At 69.2% G+C, this 18,102-nt stretch carries 13 protein-coding genes; 4 read left to right on the top strand and 9 right to left on the bottom strand.

Features of this window, described 5'->3' with window-relative positions; all coding sequences use genetic code 11:
- Positions 1–208: 208 nt before the first annotated feature.
- Positions 209–1,690, bottom strand: a complete 1,482-nt coding sequence (gene nhaC, locus OG310_RS01810; RefSeq protein ID WP_329454088.1) for a Na+/H+ antiporter NhaC — start codon at positions 1,688–1,690, stop codon at positions 209–211.
- A gap of 163 nt (positions 1,691–1,853) precedes the next feature.
- Positions 1,854–2,501 carry a GntR family transcriptional regulator gene (locus OG310_RS01805; protein ID WP_329454087.1) on the bottom strand — a complete coding sequence of 216 codons (648 nt, stop codon included), beginning with the start codon at positions 2,499–2,501 and terminating at the stop codon, positions 1,854–1,856.
- 166 nt (positions 2,502–2,667) lie between these two features.
- Between OG310_RS01805 and OG310_RS01800 the strand changes: the two genes are divergently transcribed.
- Complete coding sequence (locus tag OG310_RS01800; protein WP_329454086.1) at positions 2,668–3,615, top strand: asparaginase; 948 nt, start codon at positions 2,668–2,670, stop codon at positions 3,613–3,615.
- A 636-nt stretch (positions 3,616–4,251) separates the two neighbouring features.
- Here the strand turns inward: OG310_RS01800 and OG310_RS01795 are convergent.
- Positions 4,252–4,695 carry a hypothetical protein gene (locus tag OG310_RS01795; RefSeq protein WP_329454085.1) on the bottom strand — a complete coding sequence of 148 codons (444 nt, stop codon included), beginning with the start codon at positions 4,693–4,695 and terminating at the stop codon, positions 4,252–4,254.
- A gap of 151 nt (positions 4,696–4,846) precedes the next feature.
- On the opposite strand from OG310_RS01795, the gene OG310_RS01790 reads away from it, so the two are divergent.
- Entirely contained in the window at positions 4,847–5,617 is a 771-nt protein-coding gene (locus OG310_RS01790) for an IS5 family transposase (protein WP_329454084.1), read from the top strand.
- Positions 5,618–5,652: 35 nt separating this feature from the next.
- Here OG310_RS01790 and OG310_RS01785 read toward each other — a convergent pair whose 3' ends face one another.
- A complete protein-coding gene (locus tag OG310_RS01785) occupies positions 5,653–6,480 on the bottom strand; it encodes an MFS transporter (protein WP_329459989.1) in 828 nt (275 codons plus the stop codon).
- Between the two features lie 242 nt (positions 6,481–6,722).
- On the opposite strand from OG310_RS01785, the gene OG310_RS01780 reads away from it, so the two are divergent.
- Complete coding sequence (locus OG310_RS01780; protein ID WP_329454083.1) at positions 6,723–7,115, top strand: ArsR/SmtB family transcription factor; 393 nt, start codon at positions 6,723–6,725, stop codon at positions 7,113–7,115.
- Positions 7,116–7,806: 691 nt separating this feature from the next.
- Positions 7,807–8,019 (top strand): hypothetical protein, encoded by a 213-nt coding sequence (locus OG310_RS01775; protein WP_329454082.1) that lies wholly within the window; start codon positions 7,807–7,809, stop codon positions 8,017–8,019.
- Positions 8,020–8,507: 488 nt separating this feature from the next.
- Here OG310_RS01775 and rph read toward each other — a convergent pair whose 3' ends face one another.
- From rph to OG310_RS01750, 5 genes are all read right to left on the bottom strand, one after another.
- Positions 8,508–11,105 (bottom strand): rifamycin-inactivating phosphotransferase, encoded by a 2,598-nt coding sequence (gene rph / locus OG310_RS01770; protein ID WP_329459988.1) that lies wholly within the window; start codon positions 11,103–11,105, stop codon positions 8,508–8,510.
- Positions 11,106–12,383: 1,278 nt separating this feature from the next.
- Complete coding sequence (locus OG310_RS01765) at positions 12,384–13,229, bottom strand: GNAT family N-acetyltransferase (RefSeq protein WP_329454081.1); 846 nt, start codon at positions 13,227–13,229, stop codon at positions 12,384–12,386.
- A gap of 735 nt (positions 13,230–13,964) precedes the next feature.
- Entirely contained in the window at positions 13,965–15,968 is a 2,004-nt protein-coding gene (locus OG310_RS01760; protein WP_329454080.1) for a PE-PGRS family protein, read from the bottom strand.
- Positions 15,969–16,204: 236 nt separating this feature from the next.
- A complete protein-coding gene (locus OG310_RS01755; RefSeq protein ID WP_329454079.1) occupies positions 16,205–17,056 on the bottom strand; it encodes an ABC transporter permease in 852 nt (283 codons plus the stop codon).
- Positions 17,053–17,928, bottom strand: a complete 876-nt coding sequence (locus OG310_RS01750; RefSeq protein WP_443078527.1) for an ATP-binding cassette domain-containing protein — start codon at positions 17,926–17,928, stop codon at positions 17,053–17,055. The genes OG310_RS01755 and OG310_RS01750 overlap by 4 nt, the downstream gene beginning before the upstream one ends.
- Positions 17,929–18,102 lie beyond the last annotated feature (174 nt).

Genomic DNA, 18,102 nt, shown 5'->3' with positions numbered 1-18,102 from the left:
GACCCTGACGAGCGGGAAGCCGGGATCGGTGGGAGCACGGCCCCATCCCGACGCTGGACGGTGCACCGGGATCCCCGGACCGATCACGCCGCCGCAGGTATGCGCGCCGGACGCCCCCTGCGGTCCCTGCGGGAACTTCCCACCCTGGGGCCGTCCTGCTGGTCTCCTGTCTCCGGGCGGACCAGGCTGCGGACTGCGACCGGGGCGGTCAGAGCGCAGCCGGCGTGGGTTCTTCGACGCTCCTGCGCACCGGCTCCTGGCGGGCGATGCCGAAACCGGTGTAGCCGCAGATCACAGCGATGATCACGCCGAAGTAGTTCAGGAACGCGTACGGCGCGTACGCCATGGTGGCGACACCCAGTGTCGTGGACATATAGGTGGCGGCCTCGGTCCACGGCACCAGCGGCACGAAGACCGTGCCGGAGTCCTCCAGCGTGCGTGACAGGTTCTTCGGGGCGAGGCCGCGTTCGGGGTAGATGTCCCGGAACGCCTGGCCCGGCACGATGATCGTCAGGTACGAGACCCCCATGGCGAGGGCGGTGCCCACCGAGGTCAGCGCGGTGGCGAGGATGATCCCGCCCGTCCTGCGCACCTTGGCGAGCAGCCGGTGCATCAGGACGTCCAGGCAGCCGGTCTCGGTCAGGATGCCCGCGAAGGCGAAGCCCGCGAGGCCGATCAGCATGGTCGAGGCCATGGAGGCCATGCCGCCTCGGTTGAGGAGCGTGCCGGCCGCGGCGGACAGGTGGCGGGGGTCGATGCCCCCGTGGCCGCTCAGCATCGACGCGGTGAAGCCGGTCGAGGCGGACGAGCAGATCTGCTGGAGGGAGAAGCCCTGGAAGACACCGCCCAGGACTCCCGCGACCGCTGACGAGACGATGATGGTCGGCAGCGGCGGCTTCTTCGTGATCGCGCCCGCGAGCACCACCGCCGGTGGCAGTAGGAGCAGCAGGTTGAAGTGGAATCCGTGCTCCAGCACGGCCCGAAGGGCCTCGGTCCGCTGGGCGGCTTGCCCGTCGGCGTGCTGGGTGCGGCCCAGGAAGAGGTACAGGACACAGGCGAGGATCGCGGCCGGGCCCGTCGTGTAGAGGAGGTGCCGGATGTGCTCGAAGAGGGTCGAACCGGCCACCGCGGGGGACAGGTTGGTGGTGTCCGACATCGGGGACATCTTGTCGCCGAAATAGGCGCCCGAGACGATGGCGCCCGCCGTCATGGGCAGGGACACACCGAGTCCGCCGGCCACGCCGATCAGGGCGACACCCACGGTGCCGACGGAGCCCCAGGAGGTGCCCGTCACGGTGGAGACGACCATGGTGATCAGGAACGACAGCACCACGATCCACGACGGCTGGATCGCCTTGAGTCCCCAGTCGACGATCATGGGTATCGTGCCGCTCAGCGTCCAGGTGCCGATGAGCATGCCGATGGAGATCAGGATCAGCAGCGCCGGCATCGCGGCGTCGATCTTCGACCGTATGCCCACGAGCATCTCGTTCCAGGTCACGCCGAGCCGCCGGGCGATGACGCCGGTGACGGCACAGGCCGTGACGAGGAGGACCACGGGGTCGAGGTCGAGCCAGACGGTGCCCGTGATCATCAGGGTCAGCATCAGCAGCACGGGCAGTGCGGCGACGAGCAGGCCGGGGGTGCGGCGCACGCGTGGGGGCGTCGCCGCGGCGGTGGGGTCGGTCATTCGGGTACTCCAGTGACCCGGCGGGGCCGGGGCGTTTCGGCGGGGTGGGGGGAACGGCGAGCCGGCCGCCGGGGGAGGGCGGACGGGGGCGGGCAGGGCATGCGGAAGCGCGCCGGGGGTGGGGGCGCACTCGCGGCACGAGGACGGGACAGGTCCGGCAGGGTCAGCCGGTCGGGGAGCCCGCCATGTGGGCCCGCACGCGGTCGAGATGGAGGTCCATGAGCGCTGCGGCGCGCTTGCCGTCACCGTCGGCGACGGCTGCGGTGATCTCCTCGTGGTCGTCCAGGGAGCCGGCCGTGTGAGCCGGGGGAACGTCCAGCGGGCTGCGCAGCAGGATGATCTGTTGCTGCACCCGCCACAACTGTTCCGCGACGCGCGGACTTCGCGCGGTGACCGTAAGGGTCCGGTGGAAGTCCAGGTCCAGACGGTGCACGAAGCGCCGGCCGCCCTGAATGGTCTTCCGCGCCCGAGCGCAGGCCGAGCGCAGCGCGGCGATGTCCTTCTCGTCACGGCGCTCCGCGGCCAGCCGGGCGGACGCCGTCTCCAGCGCCGTGCGTAGTTCGAACAGGGCCCGCACGTCCTCGGGTTCGGCCGCGAACACCGTGGCACCACGGTTGGGGTTGTGCACGAGCAGACCCTCGCTGACGAGTTGCCGCACGGCCTCGCGCAGCGGGCCCCGGCTGGTGCCGAGCTCCCGCGCGAGCACCACCTCGTTGATCCGGGTCCCCGGTGGCAGGTGGCCACCGAGCAGACGTTCCCGCAGCACCTCGGCGATCTGGACGGCGAGGCCGCGTTGCAGTGTCTCACTCACGGACGACGCCTCCTCTGGACCGTCAAAGTGTTAACAGTTGCCAGTTGACAGGCACGTTTCCGCAGGTGTCAAGGGGTGTCGACGAAATCGCCCCCACATTCGACATGCTCTGCGCCAAGTGATAACTGTCAACGGTTGACTCGAACTGGAGAGGTGGACGTAACTGATGCACACCGTGGTGGCCGAGGTCTGGCGTGGGGATTTCCTGGAGTCCGTACACCACGGGACGGTCCTCGCGACCGCCCCTGACGGTTCGGAGGTCCTGCGGATCGGGGACGCCGACGCTCCGATGTATCCGCGCTCGTCGAACAAGCCCCTCCAGGCGCTCGGCATGCTCCGCGCCGGACTGGGCCTGGACGGCGAACTCCTGGCGCTGGGATGCGCCAGCCACTCGGGGGAGGACATCCACCTGGAGGGCGTGCGGGCGATACTCGGCTCTGCCGGGCTCGGCACCGACGCGCTGCGCTGCACGGCTGCCCTCCCGATCGGCGAGGGGGCGCTGCGCGCGTACCTGGCGGCCGGCGGGCAGCCCTCCCCGCTGACGATGAACTGCTCGGGCAAGCACGCCGCCATGCTGGCGACCTGCGTCGCGAACGGGTGGGACACCGTCACGTACCTCGACCCCGCACACCCGCTCCAGGTGGTACTGCGCGAGACCCTGGAGGAACTGGCGGGCGAGAGGATCGCGGCCACGGGCATCGACGGCTGCGGCGCGCCCCTGTTCGCCATCAGCCTGCGGGGCCTGGCCCGGGCGTTCGGCAGCCTGGCCTCGGCGCCGGAGGGCAGCCTCGAACACCGCGTGGCCCGTGCGATGAACACCCACCCGCGGTACGTCGGCGGCACCGGCCGGGACGTGACGCGGCTCATGGGCGCCCTGCCCGGGGCCGTCGCCAAGGACGGAGCCGAGGGCGTGTACGCACTCGGCCTCCCGGACGGGTCCGCGGTGTCGCTCAAGATCGCGGACGGCTCCCAGCGGTCCCGTCCCGTGGTGATGGTCGCCGCGCTGCGCCGCCTGGGAGTGGACGTGGACGGCGACGAGACACTCACGGCGCTCGCCACCGCGCCGGTCCTCGGGCACGGCGAGCCGGTCGGGGCCGTCCGCGCCGCGTTCTGAGGGAGGCGCCCACGGCCCTGGTGACGGGGGCCGTGGGCGCGATCGGGGACACGCGGACCGGTCGGCTCGTACGGACTCCGACAGCCGGACCCTCCTGGTTCGTTGATGTGGGCGGGCGGCCGGAGGGGTGATCACGAGCGCACGCTCCGGCGGCCCCCACGCCGTGGCTCTGGCGGCCCACCCTCGCCCCGCACCTTCTGGCGGACCGCCCTCACCCCTACCGTCCGGCGAACCGCGCCCAGCGGGGAGCCGGCCGGCGGGCTGAGCCATCAGCGACCCTCCGATTCGGGAGGACGTTCCGCGTCATGGCCGGTGGGTCCACGGGACCCGGGCGTCGTCGGGCCCGCACGGCGACGGCGTGGCCCACCGACATGTTCTGGCAGGACGTTGTTGCCGGCGGTCCTCTCCACTGACCCGATGAGGATGCACCGTCTTGGAGTTGCCGGGACGATGTCACCCACACCGTGCTCGCCGACCACCGATCCGAGGCCACCCCCGCCGAACCGCCGCGTGGATCGCGGCGGTTCGGCGGGGTGAACGGCCGCGCGGGGCGCGGCCCCGGGTCGCTGCGACGCCGCACTTGAAGGCCCTCGGCCACCGTCGATCGCACGCGGTCCGGCCCGGGGCCGGACGGACTCAGTCCGCGGATACGCCCTCGACGGAGGCGGGCGTTGGCGCCGGGGAGGTTTCGGATGCCTGTGCCCTCTCTCGCTCCAGCCGTTGCCCGGCCGCCGACGGGAGTGCCAAGGTGAGGAGCATTCCCGCTATCAGGCCCAGGCCCGCGATGAGGAAGGCCAGCGCGTATCCGTCGGTGAGGGCATGGGGAGCACCGTCGGAGGCGACGTGCCGACTCGTCAGGCCCGACGCGGCGGTGGCCATGACCGCGAGGCCGATCGCCCCGCCCACCTGGCGGGTGGCGTTGATCAGCCCGGAGGCCAGTCCGGCCTGGTGCGGCGGTACTCCCTGGGTGGCTCCCATGGCCATCGGTGTGAAGGACAAGCCGATTCCACCGCCGAACATGATCAGCGGGATGAGCAGGTGCTGCAGGTAGGGCTGTCCAGGCGCAAGCGTTGCGGCCATCCAGATAAGACCGGCTGCCGCCACACCAGGGCCGAGAGTGAGCCTTTGCCAACTTGCGCCCGGTAGCGGCTCAGTTGGTTCGACACATGAGCGAAGCCTCTGGTAGACGGGTTCACGACCAAGATCACCCGATACCCACCAGAGGCTTCACGTGCTTGTCTACCGGTGCGGGCTGGACGTGTCCAGTCGGTCCTTGACGTACCTCGCCACTCGTCTGCGCGAACACCGTCGCCGGATCGGAAGCCGCTGGCGCCGGCTATCGGTCGGCCGTCAAGCTCTGCTGGTGTTGGCGCATCTGCGCAACGGGACTACGTACGCCCAGCTCGCAGCGGGTTTCGAGATTGGGACGAGCACGGTCTACCGCTACATCAGCGAGGCCGTCGACCTCCTGGCCGCCCTCGCACCGACCCTCGACGAGGCTGTCCAAGCCGCATCGACGAAGGCTTACGTCCTGCTCGACGGGACTCTCCTGCCCATCGACCGGATCGCTGCCGACCGGCCCTACTACTCCGGCAAGCACAAGAGACACGGCATGAACGTGCAGGTCATCGCCGACCCGTTCGGCCGGCTGCTGTGGGCCTCGCCGGCACTGCCTGGGGCCGTCCACGACGTTCGCGCAGCCCGGGAACACGGCATCATCGATGCTCTTGACCAGGCCCACCTCCCCTGCTGGGCGGACAAGGGCTACCAAGGCGCCGGCGGCACGATCCGGGTCCCCTTCCGCGGCCGATGGGAGGCTCTCTCCGCCGGTCAGCAGGCCGTGAACCGATCTCAGGCCAAGATCCGAGCCCTCGTCGAGCAAGCCATGGCCACCCTCAAGTCCTGGCGACTACTCCGCAAACTTCGCTGCTCGACCACTCGCATCACCGGCCTCGTCCAGGCCGTACTCACCCTGCATCACGCCAGCTCAACCGCAGGTTGAAAAAGCCTCAATGAGCTGGTTCCGGACTCCCAGGCTCACCACCAGTCGGGTGCCGACCGGTGCGCCGGTGAAGGCGCTGAGGCCCACGGGCAGGAAATCCAGTCCGGCCTGCAGGGGGAGTATTTCTCGACCTGCTGGAGGTAGAGGGACAAGAAGTAGTAGGCACCGAAATTGGCCGCGCCGATCGATACGGTCACCGCGTTCACGACGGCGAGCGAGCGCCGTTTGAAGACGGAGAAGGGTACGAGCGGGCTTCTGGCGAAGTAGATCTCGGTGATCGCGAACGCGGTGAGCAGCGCGACGCCGACGGCCAGCGTGGTCAGGGTCCGCGCCGAACCCCAAGGATGACTGGTGGTGCCGACGATTCCGTAGACGAGGACCGCCAGGCCCGAGCTGACGGTCAGGGCGCCCAAGACATCGAGTCGCGGCCTCGCCCCGTCCAGACGCGATTCGGCCAGCGCCAGCAGTGTCAGGGCCACCACCGCGGCCCCGATGGGGACGTTGACGAAGAGAACCCAACGCCAGTTCAGCAGATCGGTGAGGATGCCGCCCGCCAGGACTCCGAGGGCCGCGCCGCTGGCGGAGGTGATGGGCCAGGCGCCGAGTGCCTTGCGCCGCTCGTACGGGTCGGTGAAGCGGGTCGTCAGGAGGGAGAGGCTGGCCGGCGCGAGGATGGCACCGCCGATGCCCTGCCCCGCGCGAGCTGTGATGAGCCAGGCTCCGCTCTGTGCCAGGCCTCCTATCAGGCTGCAGACGGTGAACAGGGCCAGGCCGGTCAGGAAGATCCGCCGGCGGCCCCACAGATCGGCGGCTCGTCCGCCCAGCATCAGGAAACCGGCGAAGGTGAGGGTGTAGGCGTTGATGACCCACTGCCTCCGTTGGCGCCGAGCCCGAGGTCGTCACGCATCTGGGGCACGGCGACGTTCACGATGGTCACATCCAGGATGACCATGAACTGGGCCGCACAGCAGGCGATCAACGTGGCCCAGCTGGGTGCGGATCGTAGTTTCTGGAACACCATCTGTCATCTCTCCATATATGTTCAGGATGGTCGAACATGGAAGATGTTCGGAACATCCGAACACATGCCGGGTATGATGGGGAGATGGCCAGCCGCACAGCGAATGAACTCGTCCACCCCGAGCGTGACCAGTTGGATTTCACCGCTGTACTGGCCGCGCTCGCCGATCCGTTGCGGCTGGCCATCGTCGGTCGCCTCGCCGAGGTCGGGCAGAGTGCCGAACCAGCGTGCGTGAGCTTCGCGCTTCCGGTCAGCAGATCGACCCAGAGCGGCCACTTCAAGGTGCTCCGGGAAGCCGGTGTGATCCGCCAGCGCGACGAAGGGACCCGGCGGCTGAATCGCCTGCGCCGGGAAGACCTCGATGCTCGCTTCCCGGGCTTGCTCGATGTCGTCATCGCGCAGGCGCCCAAGTCGCTGCCTGAGCCCGCCTATCGTTCGGCGACGCCGGCACGCGAGGCGGATGCCCTCACGGCGTGACCCTTCCATCGACGGGCCCATCCCGTTCCACGGGTCCCGCCGCGGACCGGCCCTGGCGACCGCCGAAACGGTTGCGAACCCCCCCTGCGCGAACCGGATCGGCCCGGATTCCGCGCGGCCATCCGCGCCGGCCGTCCCGCGCGGCTCCAGCGGTGACGATGAGGGCGCGTCGCGATCGGGGCAGTTGGCTCACGCGGCAGGCCTGGCGATGGACGAGACCTCGTGGCCTTGTCGTGTCGCCCTACGCCGCGCTACCGGACTGTGAGTAGCCGCATACCACGTGGTGGACGGTCTTTTTTCTCCAGAGCAGCGGGTCTGAGTGGTTCCAGGATGCGACTGTGCGGCTTCCGCGTGACGGTAGTAGGACTGTTGTCGGTTTCCCGGGAGAGTCATGGCTGGTCGAACTCAGCACGACAAGGGTCTGCGCAGCGATCATGCTTTCGTCGATGCCTGTATGACGCAGGGGCTGAGGGTCGCTTCGTGGGTGACGTCGATGAGCCAGCCGGCGCCGACACGGCAGACAGGGTCGGCATACGGCCCGTGACGTGGTCCGGTCTCGGGCCGGCCCTCGCGCAGCGGGAGCAGAAGAAGTGTGCCGAGTCTGCGGAGTCGACGTTCGGCTGATACACGGCCTGGCCGTGACGCAGCGGGCCGGCCGGCTGAAAAGAGTTCTCCAAACGAGGAGGAATTCATGTCATCCGATGACGCGTTGGAAAAGATCATGGACCGAATGTCGCCGGACAATCGAAGCTGGGTTGAAAAGCAGTCCAAGCAGCAGCGGAAAGAAATGCTTGAGTATTGGCAGGACAAGGGCGGAGGTACCAGTCTCGGAGGCGTTGAGGAGGAAACAAGCGATATCGATGCGGACTCCTTGGTCCAGGAGTGGCGGAATCGCCCACACTGACCGAGTCCCCCACGACTCCGGCCGTAGTCCTCGCCAGCGAGCTTTGCGTGATCACCAGACGCCAGGGGCGCATGGTGTCCGGCACGCGAAGTCGGCACCATATCCACAGTGGCGCACGGGGGAAATCCCGTTGGCGACAAGAATTCCGCCTGATACCGCACCGGCAGCGGTAGCGAAGGGCGGCGAATCATGGCCGAGGCTGCTGAACCGGCAGTCACGGACCATGTTCGTAGCAGCATCGGTTCCGCGCGCAGCGGTCACGTAACGTCGTTGCCAGTCGAGAACATGTCGCCCCATCAGCGGTCGATGGCGGCGGTGAGCACCCCTGCCGCGGCAGGGGTGCGGGTGGTACGAACGCCTTCCTCGACGACGTCGGGTGCGCCCCCCTGAGTTCGCCGGTCCCCGCAAGTGGGTCGACGATGGCCCGCACCAGCGCCGCATGATCCGCACCGTGGCCGGCCCCGCAGAGAGGCCACGGTACGGATCGCTCAGGGCAGGATCTCGACGTACCCGTCGCTTCCGTACACACGGATCCGCTGTCCGTCCCGGATCAGCCGGGTGGCCTGCTCCACGCCCACGACGGCCGGCAGGCCGTACTCCCGGGCGATCACTGAGCCATGGGTCATCAGCCCGCCCACTTCCGTCACCAGACCCTTGATTCCGACGAACAGGGGCGACCAACTGGGGTCCGTGTACACCGTGACCAGGATGTCACCCGCCTCCAGATCGGCCTCCGCCATATCGACGATGACGCGGGCCCTGCCCTCGATGGTCCCGGCGGAAACCGGCAAGCCGATCAGGGCGCCGGCCGGCACGTCGTCGCGCCGGTACGCCCCGGTGAGGGCCTCGCCGTCCGATGTGAGGACCCGGGGCGGTGTGAGCGCGTGGTACGCCCGGAAGGCCTCCTTGCGCTGCTGGATGAGCCGGTCATCCACCTGGTGCGAGCGCACGACGTCTTGGAACTCCTGGAGCGTGAGGTAGAAGACGTCCTCCCTCGCAGAAAGTACGTCCGCCTGCACGAGGCGCTCGGCCTCTTCCAGCAGGGCCCGCTTGTAGACGAAGTAACGGCTGACGATCCCGTACTTCGGGTACTCCCGGTAACCGATGAAGGTCCTGACCCGGTCGATCATCCGCTTGGCCTCGTCGGCTTTCCGGTCCCCGTCCGGCAGAGACCGCAGGCGTGACAGCACGTCCTGTTCCTTCTTCCGTGCCAGCTGCCGTCCGTGCTCGAAGCGGCGCTCGGCGGCACCAGGCTCGAAATTCCTGACGTTGTCGAGGATCACGGGCACGAGCGTGCTGGGGCGCTCACGCCAACGCGGCCTCGTGATGTCGATCTCGCCGGCGCAGCGCATGCCGTAGCGGTCGAGGTAGGCATCGATGGCGTCGCGCGCTTCGGTCCCGCCCGTGAGCTTCGGCAACGCGGCCAGGAAGCTCTCGTCCTCGACACCCTGAAGGAACGCCACCACGTCCGGATGCCGGCGGATCACATCGGCGACGTCGAGCAGCGCCAGTCCCATCTCCGACGTGACGTTGTCGGGAGCGGACAGGGTGAGCGTGTCGGCCGCGTTCTTCTCGCCCAGCCACTCCCGCAGCGTGTCGTTGAGCCACCAGGTGGCCTCCATTCCCGCCATGATCGCCTTGAGGCTGAGCGGATCGCTGAGGACCCGCCTGTGCTCCTCGAAGGCCTCCAGCAGAAAGTCGAACAGCGCCGCTCCCCTCTTCGTCCGGATGCCACTCTCCAAGGCGGCGAGGGACGCCCGACTGCGCTCGATCAGCTCAGTGACGATGGCCGGATCGGTCTCCACCGGCACGGGCGCACCGCCGGCCGGCGGCCCGCCCGCAGACGTGTCCGGGAGGGACGGGACGAAATCCTCGCGGTCCAGGACGGTCTGCAGTGCGTCCCTGACCAGCGGATCACCTCTGCCCATGGCGTCCAGGAGGCCGGCGCGGCTCGCAGGCGAGGCCAAACGACGAGTGACGTCGACGAACAGCCGTCCGCCGGCCTCGTGCATCGGCGCCATGGCCGTCAGCTGCCACACGGAAACGCCCAGCGGCTTCATCGGGTCGGTCATCATCTGCCCGTGGCCGACGGAGACGTAGACGTGGTTCTCCTGGTCGCCGGACTCGGGGACGGGGAACAGCGTCGTGATCGGCCGGCTCTGCACGATGTGGAAGTCATCATCGGCCAGGCACCATTCGATGTCCTGAGGGCAGCCGAAGTGCGCTTCGATCCGGCGCCCGAGTTGCACGAGCCGCACGGCCTGCGCATCCGTCAGGGCCGGCTGCTCCTGCCGCTGCGAGTCGATCGGCACTTCCCGCGTACCGCCGGCCGGCAGCGCGCACATGGCGCGCGCTTTGGCGGCGATCGCCTTGGCCACGACTTCGCCGTGTCGCACCGTGAAGACGTCCGGGTTCACCAGCCCGGAGACCAGGGCCTCGCCGAGGCCGAAGCCGGCGTCCACGACGGCGGTCTGCCGGTTGCCCGTGACGGGGTCGGCCGTGAACAGGACGCCGGCCGCATGCGGGAAGACCATCTGCTGCACGACCACGGCCATCTGGACCGTACGGTCGTCGACGCCGTTGCGCCGGCGGTAGGTCACGGCCCGCTCGGTGAACAGCGAGGCCCAGCACCTGCTGATGTGCCGGAGGATCGCTGCCGGCCCCACGACGTTCAGGTAGGTGTCCTGCTGGCCGGCGAACGAGGCCGTCGGCAGATCCTCCGCTGTAGCGCTCGATCGGACGGCGTAGGCCGCCTGCTCGCCGACTTGGGCGAGCGCGCCGGTGATCGCCGCTGCCATAGCGTCGGGGATCGTGATCTCTTCGATGGCCCGGCGGATCTCCGCGCTGAGCAGGCGGATCGGTCCCCGGTCGTCCGGGCGCAGCCGCGACAGCTGGTCGAGCCGATCATCGATCGACGGCGCTTGCGCCATGATCATCCGGAACGCGTCCGTCGTCACGCAGAAGCCGCCCGGTACGCGGATGCCGTCGATCCGCGACAGCCCGCCCAGGTGGGCGCCCTTGCCGCCGACGACCGCGATCTGCGTCTCGTCGACCTCCTGAAGGTGCAACACGTATTGCTCACTCATGGCGACACCTCCGAGGCAGTCGTGCTCCGTCGCACTGCACCGGCCGACCGCGTCACGGGCGGTGCCAGTTCTGCCGGTCCTCGTGTTGTGCCTCGTGTCGAACCTCTTCTCGGGTACGTCCTCATCTCCGGTGGCCTTCTCTCCGCAGATCGGCCGGCCGTAGCCGCACTGCCGGTCCCACCCCTGTCTCGACGTCACCGCGCCCCCCGTACGTCGACAACAACACCCGCACGTCGTGCCCTCATTTCCGCAGGTTGTGGCCTCGGCCGACGATTGTGCGGTACCACCTGGGTCTTGCCGCAAGCCCCCCGACGCGCTATAAGTTAAGAGTGGCAAGGAGAGAGACCTCCTTGCCTTTGTCTTTTGCCGCCCTCGGGGACCAACACGTTTCTCGCACAGCGGCGGGCGCCGCGTAGGGCCGTAGGTGTCGTTCACCCGGCCCGAGGTCCCCTCGGCCTGCAGATACGGCTGCCGGAACCAGCAGTTCCTGCCCTGCCCTTGCCGCCAGGGCCCATCGCTGTTGAGCGCGCCGTCGTCCCCTGAAGGATGTCGCGCCACGCGAGTGCTGTGCCCAGCCCACCGAGCGAACGCTCGACGTTCACCGCTGCTCGAATGGCGGGCGGGGCGGGTTGCGAATCTGGGGGCCCGACAGCGGACAGCCGACAGCCGACAGCCGATGGTCGACGCGGCTGAAGCCCTCCGAAGCTCGCTATCCGCGCAATGACGTCGGCTGCGGGCCAAGCGCTCCGATGCCGTCGGGACGGCAACCATCGGCCAGATCCACTCTGGCGTCCACGGCTGCACCTCCCTGGGCTACGAGCGGTTCGCATTCTGACGGAGTCGTCGTTCCGTCCGGAGACACGCGTGCTCCCTGCTCCGGGCAGGTGGGGCAGGGAGCACACCTTTCGTCAGATCCTGCGGACGCTGTGCCGTGCCGGCCACCCCGCGCGGTGAGCGATGACCAGGTGGCTGACCTGGTGGCCAGGATGCTGGAGCCGGGGCAGGAGAACGCTGCTCACTGGTCGATGCGGAAGACGCTGTCGATGGCCGGGGGAGGGCTGCAGCAATCGACGCTGTCGCGGACCGGGAGGGGGTTCTCGCGCCCCGCCCGACCGCGCATACGACGGGTTCGGCCGGTACGGCACGCCCGCGCTCGGCCTACGGCCCGAGGCGTACGACTCGAAGCTGGACATCGGCTTCACGCCGCTGCGTGAGCAGGCCCGCTCGCCCCCGGCTGCGGTGGGGCCGCCTGCCCCGGCCGTCGCTGGATGATCGAATTCAGGTGGCCGGCTGCCACAGCCAGTTGCGCCGCTCGTAGGCCACGTGGAAGCCGAGGCGAAGCATGTTGTGGAGGGAGGGGTTGTGACTGCCGTCGGCCTCCGTACCGGTCTCGGCAACGAGCAGACGGCAACCCAGCGTGCCCGCGACCCGTGCACGTGCGGCGAGCAGTTCGCTCTGGCCGCCACGGTTACGGGCGTGCGCAAGCACCGCGCCGGCGAACAGCTGCGCTGATTCCCCACTGCGGTACATGGTCCCGGTGCCCACGAGCTCCCCGTCCAGCCAGACAGCGTGGGGATACCAGTCGGGGTGCACCGCGGAGGCGGCGACCATCTCGGTGTAGTGCTCCTCAGGCATGCCGAAGCCCCGCATCATCACCGACGCCCACCGGTCGGCCTCACCGGGTTCGACCGGGGCGGCAAGCAGGCCGTCCGCCTGCCGCCGGTCCGGGTCGTCGGCTCGGGCCACCACCTCGTCCACGTCAGCGACGAGCTTGACCCATGAGGATCCGCCCGTGATGCCTTCGCGGGCGCAGATCTCGGTCCAGTCTTCAGGCAGCACGGAGGGCGCGAGCTGAAGGACGGCCTGAGGGGTCCCTTCCGCCCGGTAGAAGGCACACACTTCGGCAATCATCCCTGAGGTGACCGGGGCGGTACGACCGAAACCAAGGGCCTTGCTCCAGAACTGCGTCGGGTCGTTCCGCATCGACAGCACCACGGCGTCGCCGACACGCGTGGCGTTCATGCCGAGCGCTGAGCGGGCGCCCTCGGGCGCGCCGGTCTCGAACTGGAACAAGGCCTCGGCCTCGGATCCTTCGGTCGCCGACAGTGGCAGGGGTGCATTCACGGAATATACCTTTCTCGTATGGGATCGCCGCACATGTAGCTCACACGGAAGTATCAGGGGTTTCGGTTCACCGGACGAGAGCCAAGTGTGTTCGTTCCCTTGCGGGGACGGCTTTCTCGACGCGTTTCCGAAGCAATCGGCGATCTTCCCGGTCAGGGATGTGCACGAAAGATGACGGGGTGGGCGCCGTCCGGCAGGGGAGCGTCGCGCGCTCCCCGGAGAACGGGGCGCTGCGCGGTGGGCGCCGGTCCTGTCACCGCGCTGGCCGATGTCGCGACGATCCGGCGCGCCGACTGCCTCGACGCCTGCGAACGCGCCAACGACATCGTCATCCGCCCTGTGCCGAAGGCCGCACAGCCGGCGGACGCCCCGCCTGGCTCGGCCAGGTCAGCGACCCCGGCGCCGCGGCCGACATCACCACCTGGGTGGACGACGGCGGCCTCGGCCTGGCCGAACCACCCGGCATTCTCGGCCTCTGCGCCTTCCAGCCCGCCCGTCGAGTCCGGCAGGAACTGGAAGACTGGCGCGTTGTCGGCCCCCGGGACCGGCGGCCACACCTCAGGACGGAGTGCCACCCCGATCTGCGAGCCGGCCGCACCGGTGGCGCCGCGCGCATCCGTCCACGCCGTCGTGCTCCGACGGCCGCCGGCTCTCCACCCGAGGGGCAGGGCGACCTTTGACAACCCGAGCAATCCGAGCGGCCAGAAGCTGCGGAAGGCTGTCGATCCACCGGCCTCAAGGCCTCGGCGTCGCGTCGGCGGGAGGCTGAATGCGCTGGAGCATCAGTTCCATGACGGAGATGGGCAACGCTGCGTGCTGCGACGCGATTTGTGCGGTGTCGGGGTCCCGGAGCAGGCGGATCAGGACCCGTGCGGGCAGGCCGGGATGCCGGGCCGCCGCGTGGCGCACGCCTGCATGCGGGTCGTCGAGCAACCGCACGGCCGACGCGGGTGTGAGCCGGGCGTCGGTCGCGGCCCGGCGTCGTACTTCCGCATCACTGTCCCGGCTGAATCGCTCGACCAGCTCGATCGTCGACTCCGGGTCGTCCAGGGCCAATTGACGCATCCGTGGGTTCAGGTCGTCGGCGTGGCGGAGCAGGTCGCGGCGGGGGAAGTTCGGGTGGCCGCGCGGACGATCCGGGCTGCTGAGGCTGCCGGTCCACCATTGCCACACCCTCAGCAGCATATCCGCGGGCGCGTCGTCGCAGGATTCCGCAAGGAAGAGCTGCACGACTCGGTCTTCGTCGCGGGCGAGGTGTTCGACGACGTCCGGCGGGAGGCGCCGGGCTCGGGCGACACTCCTGCGTACGAGGGGGTGGGTGGAGGCGGCCAAGCGGCGCATGGCGTCGGGATCCCGGTGGAGCGCCACGACCCAGTCGAGCGCGGAGTAGCGCCCGTGCGGGTCGAAGTCGATCCGGATAACGGCCCGTTGCTCCTCGGAGAGGTCGGAACGTGTGGCCACCACGGATCGGACACGCTCGTCGGAGTCCTGAGCGAGGAGACCGACCAGGTCCGGGTCCAGGTGCGGGTTGCCCGCCAGGGAGCAACGCTGGGCCGTAATGCCGTGGTGAGCCAGGTATGCGGCGAGGCCGCGTTCCAGCCGGCAGGATTTTATCGCGCGGTCCTGGAGCTCCCCGGTGTCAAAGACCGATCGGGGCATCGGGTACTCCTGGTGGTACCGGAACAGTGCCTCCATGCGGACCGTGTCGGAGGGGTCACCCAAAAGCGCGCGCCGAGCGAGAGCAGCCAGCCGGGGCCAAGCGCTCCGGCAGGCCGAGGTCCGTACGGAGGGGTCGACGTCGGCGGTCAAGGCGGTGAGCATCCGCACGGGCAGTCCGGGAAGGCGAGCAGCCTCTTCCCGGACCCGTGCGGACGGGTCTGCGGTGAGCTGCTCGTAAGCGCCGTCGGTGAGTTCGGCACACCTGTCCGCCGCGAGCAGGGTGAGGATCCACCGGTGTCGGGATTCCTGCTCGCCCAGGATCAGGCGGGCCCACTGCTCAGCGGTGATGTTCTGCTGTACTTCGGCCAGCAACTGCCGAAGTTTCCAGTCCGGGTGGACGATGGCCGCCTCGACGACCGCCGTCGGCAGGGGGCGCCACAGGAGGAAGTGCGACAGGCCGAGGAGGCGCGCGCGGAGGTCATCGGGGGTGGCCAGGTTGAGGCTCAGCCCGTGTGCCCACAGTTCGCGCAGCCTCGCCGAAGGCCCCGGTCCCTGAAACAGTGCCGCCCAAGCAGTTTCCCGCTCCTGCGGGGATTCCTGGGCCGCCACCCCCGCGGCTGCCTCCTGGTGCTCTGCGAGGTGGTCCAACAGGGTGAACCAGATCTCCCCCTCCTCAGTCGTCACTCCGATCAGGGTGCTGCCATCGGTGGCGAGGGTGACGAACTCCGGCTGCCCGGGCCGCTCACCGAGTACTCCGGCGAGGTCCCACTGCCCAGTCAGTCGCACCCGTGTCCAGCGCCTGGGCCCAGGGGCCGTCCGGGCGCCGGCGACATCAATGAGGAACGCGCCGTCCTCGCCGATGACCCCCTTGCTGACCGCGAGCCGGTGCCACTGTGCGTTGAGCTCGGCTACCAGATCGGGCCGGTTCTCCCGTACGGCCACGGTCGGCTTGGCGCCGCTCGAAATGAGGGGCCGCCATGCGGCCTCGGGCAACGGAACCTCCTCGACCCGCCCATCCCTCACCGCTTCCAGCCCCGCCCGTCGCAGCAGCTCCATGAGTTCGTTCCTCCCACCCGTCATGGGACCCCTTCCTGTGTTCCTTGTCGGGATCATGGCCAGGAACAGCCGAAAGCGCCACAAAGTTTGGTGGTGTCTTTTCACCTACGGTTGCCTTGCTTGAGCCGGCCTCGTCCGGACGGTCGAGTCCGCCGACGGGACGCACGACTCCCGCATTGGACCAGAAGGCGTCGATGGATACGCACGGGGCTCGGGTTCCGCGATGGCCCGCCATCCATGGAGTTGGCCGGCTGCCCGTCTCATTGATCGCGCCGGTGTGCGCTGGTGACGGCCAACCCGGCCGCGGTGAACGCCCACACCGCGTAGACGGTCCACGCTCCGCCGTCCGTCCACGGGAACGCGGTCGGGGAGTGGCTGACCTCTGCGAGCCGGTTCCACGCCTGGTAGAGCGTGGCGTGCTCGGCGACAGCCGACCAGTGACGGCCGTCGGTGAAGACGAGGGGTAGTACGAGAGCGACCACGACCGAGGCGATCATGGTGGCTGCGGTGCGCCTGATGACAGAGCCGATCGCCATGCCGGTGAGGGCACACACGGGGGCAAGGAGGGCGGATGCCAGCATCAAGGTCAGGGCACCAGGGTAGGTGATCGGGACGTCTGCGCCCCGGCGGCCCAGAATTGCCTGCGTCAGGCCGAACGAGGCACCTGCCACGATCACACCGAAGCCGGTGGTGACCGCGAGGACGACCACGGTCTTGGCCGCCATCACCGAACTGCGGGCCGGAACCGCCGCGAACGTCGTCCGGATGGTGCCCGTGCTGTACTCACCGATGATCACGACGGCGCCGTCGGCACCGAGTGCCAGCATCATGACCATGGCGGCGTTCGTGGTGAACGCCTCCTGCAGCGCGATTCCGTCCCGGAGGAAGCCGGCCCGGTCCGCCGCGTCTCGCTGCGGCCAGTGGTTGTACGTGTCGTATGCGGTGCCCGTGTTGAACGCGACAACGGCCACCGCTGTTGCCCCGTAGGCGATCCAGGTCGAGCGGAGCGAGCGCAGTTTGATCCACTCGGCGGCCACCAGGTCGTGAAAGCGGGCGCGGGGTTCGTCGACGCCGAGGTGGCCGGCGGGAACGTACGTCGTGGTTGTGGTCACCGTGGGTCTCCTGCGAAATATTGGACGCTGTCTGCGGTGAGCTGGAGGAACGCCTCCTCCAGGGAGGCGGACCGAGTGCTGAGGTGGTGCAGTGCAATGCGGTGCTCCAGGGAGATCTCACCGATGCGGACCGGGGTCAGACCGGTCACGGTGAGCAGTTCGCCCTCGGCGTCCACGACTGCGCCCTCGACCGTCAGCAGGTCCTTCAGGACGGGCGCGGCGCTGGTGCCGACCACGGTGCTGTGGCGCGCGCCGCGGGCGGAGAAGTCGGTGAGGCGTTCCGCTGCGATGAGTTCGCCGCGGCCGATGACGATCAGTTGCTCGGCGGTGTGCTCCATCTCGGACATCAGATGGCTGGAGACGAACACGGTGCGGCCCTCCGCGGCGAGCCGCCTGAAGAGATCGCGGACCCACCGAACTCCTTCCGGGTCAAGGCCGTTGAGCGGCTCGTCGAACAGCAGCACCGGTGGATCGCCGAGCAGGGCGGAGGCGATGCCGAGCCGTTGTTTCATGCCGAGTGAGAATCCGGTGATGCGGTGATGGGCGACGTCGGCAAGACCGACCTCCTGCAGCACCTCGTCCACCCGGCGTTGCGGTATGCGGTTGCTGCGGGCCAGGGCAGACAGTTGCGCTGCCGCGCTGCGCCCGGCGTGCACATCGTGCGCGTCGAGGAGAGCGCCGACGTGGCGCAGGCCGCGGGCGCGGTCACGGAAAGGGCGCCCGTCGACGGTGACGGTGCCTCTGGTGGGCTCGTGCAGGCCGAGGATCATTCGAAGCGGTCTGCCCGCAGGCCGGCACCCGCCGACTTCGGCGAACGCTTTTGAGGGTCCCGGACGGTCAACAGGTCCGCACAGCGCCGTATGCCCGCGCAAGGAGACCCGCTGTGCCGCGCCGACGCACCACCCCCGCGTCGACAACGAGACACACCGCTGGAGGAGATTCTGGAGCGGCCCATGACCGGGTGCCGTCGCACCGGATCTCGCTCGGACGGTGACGGCCCCTACCCGCAGTGGGTGTCCGCGGCCGGTGTCCGCACGCGCTCTCGC

It is taken from the genome of Streptomyces sp. NBC_01497 (assembly GCF_036250695.1).
In the GTDB taxonomy this organism is placed as follows: Bacteria; Actinomycetota; Actinomycetes; order Streptomycetales; family Streptomycetaceae; genus Streptomyces.
This window is presented reverse-complemented; position numbering and strand designations above follow the sequence as displayed.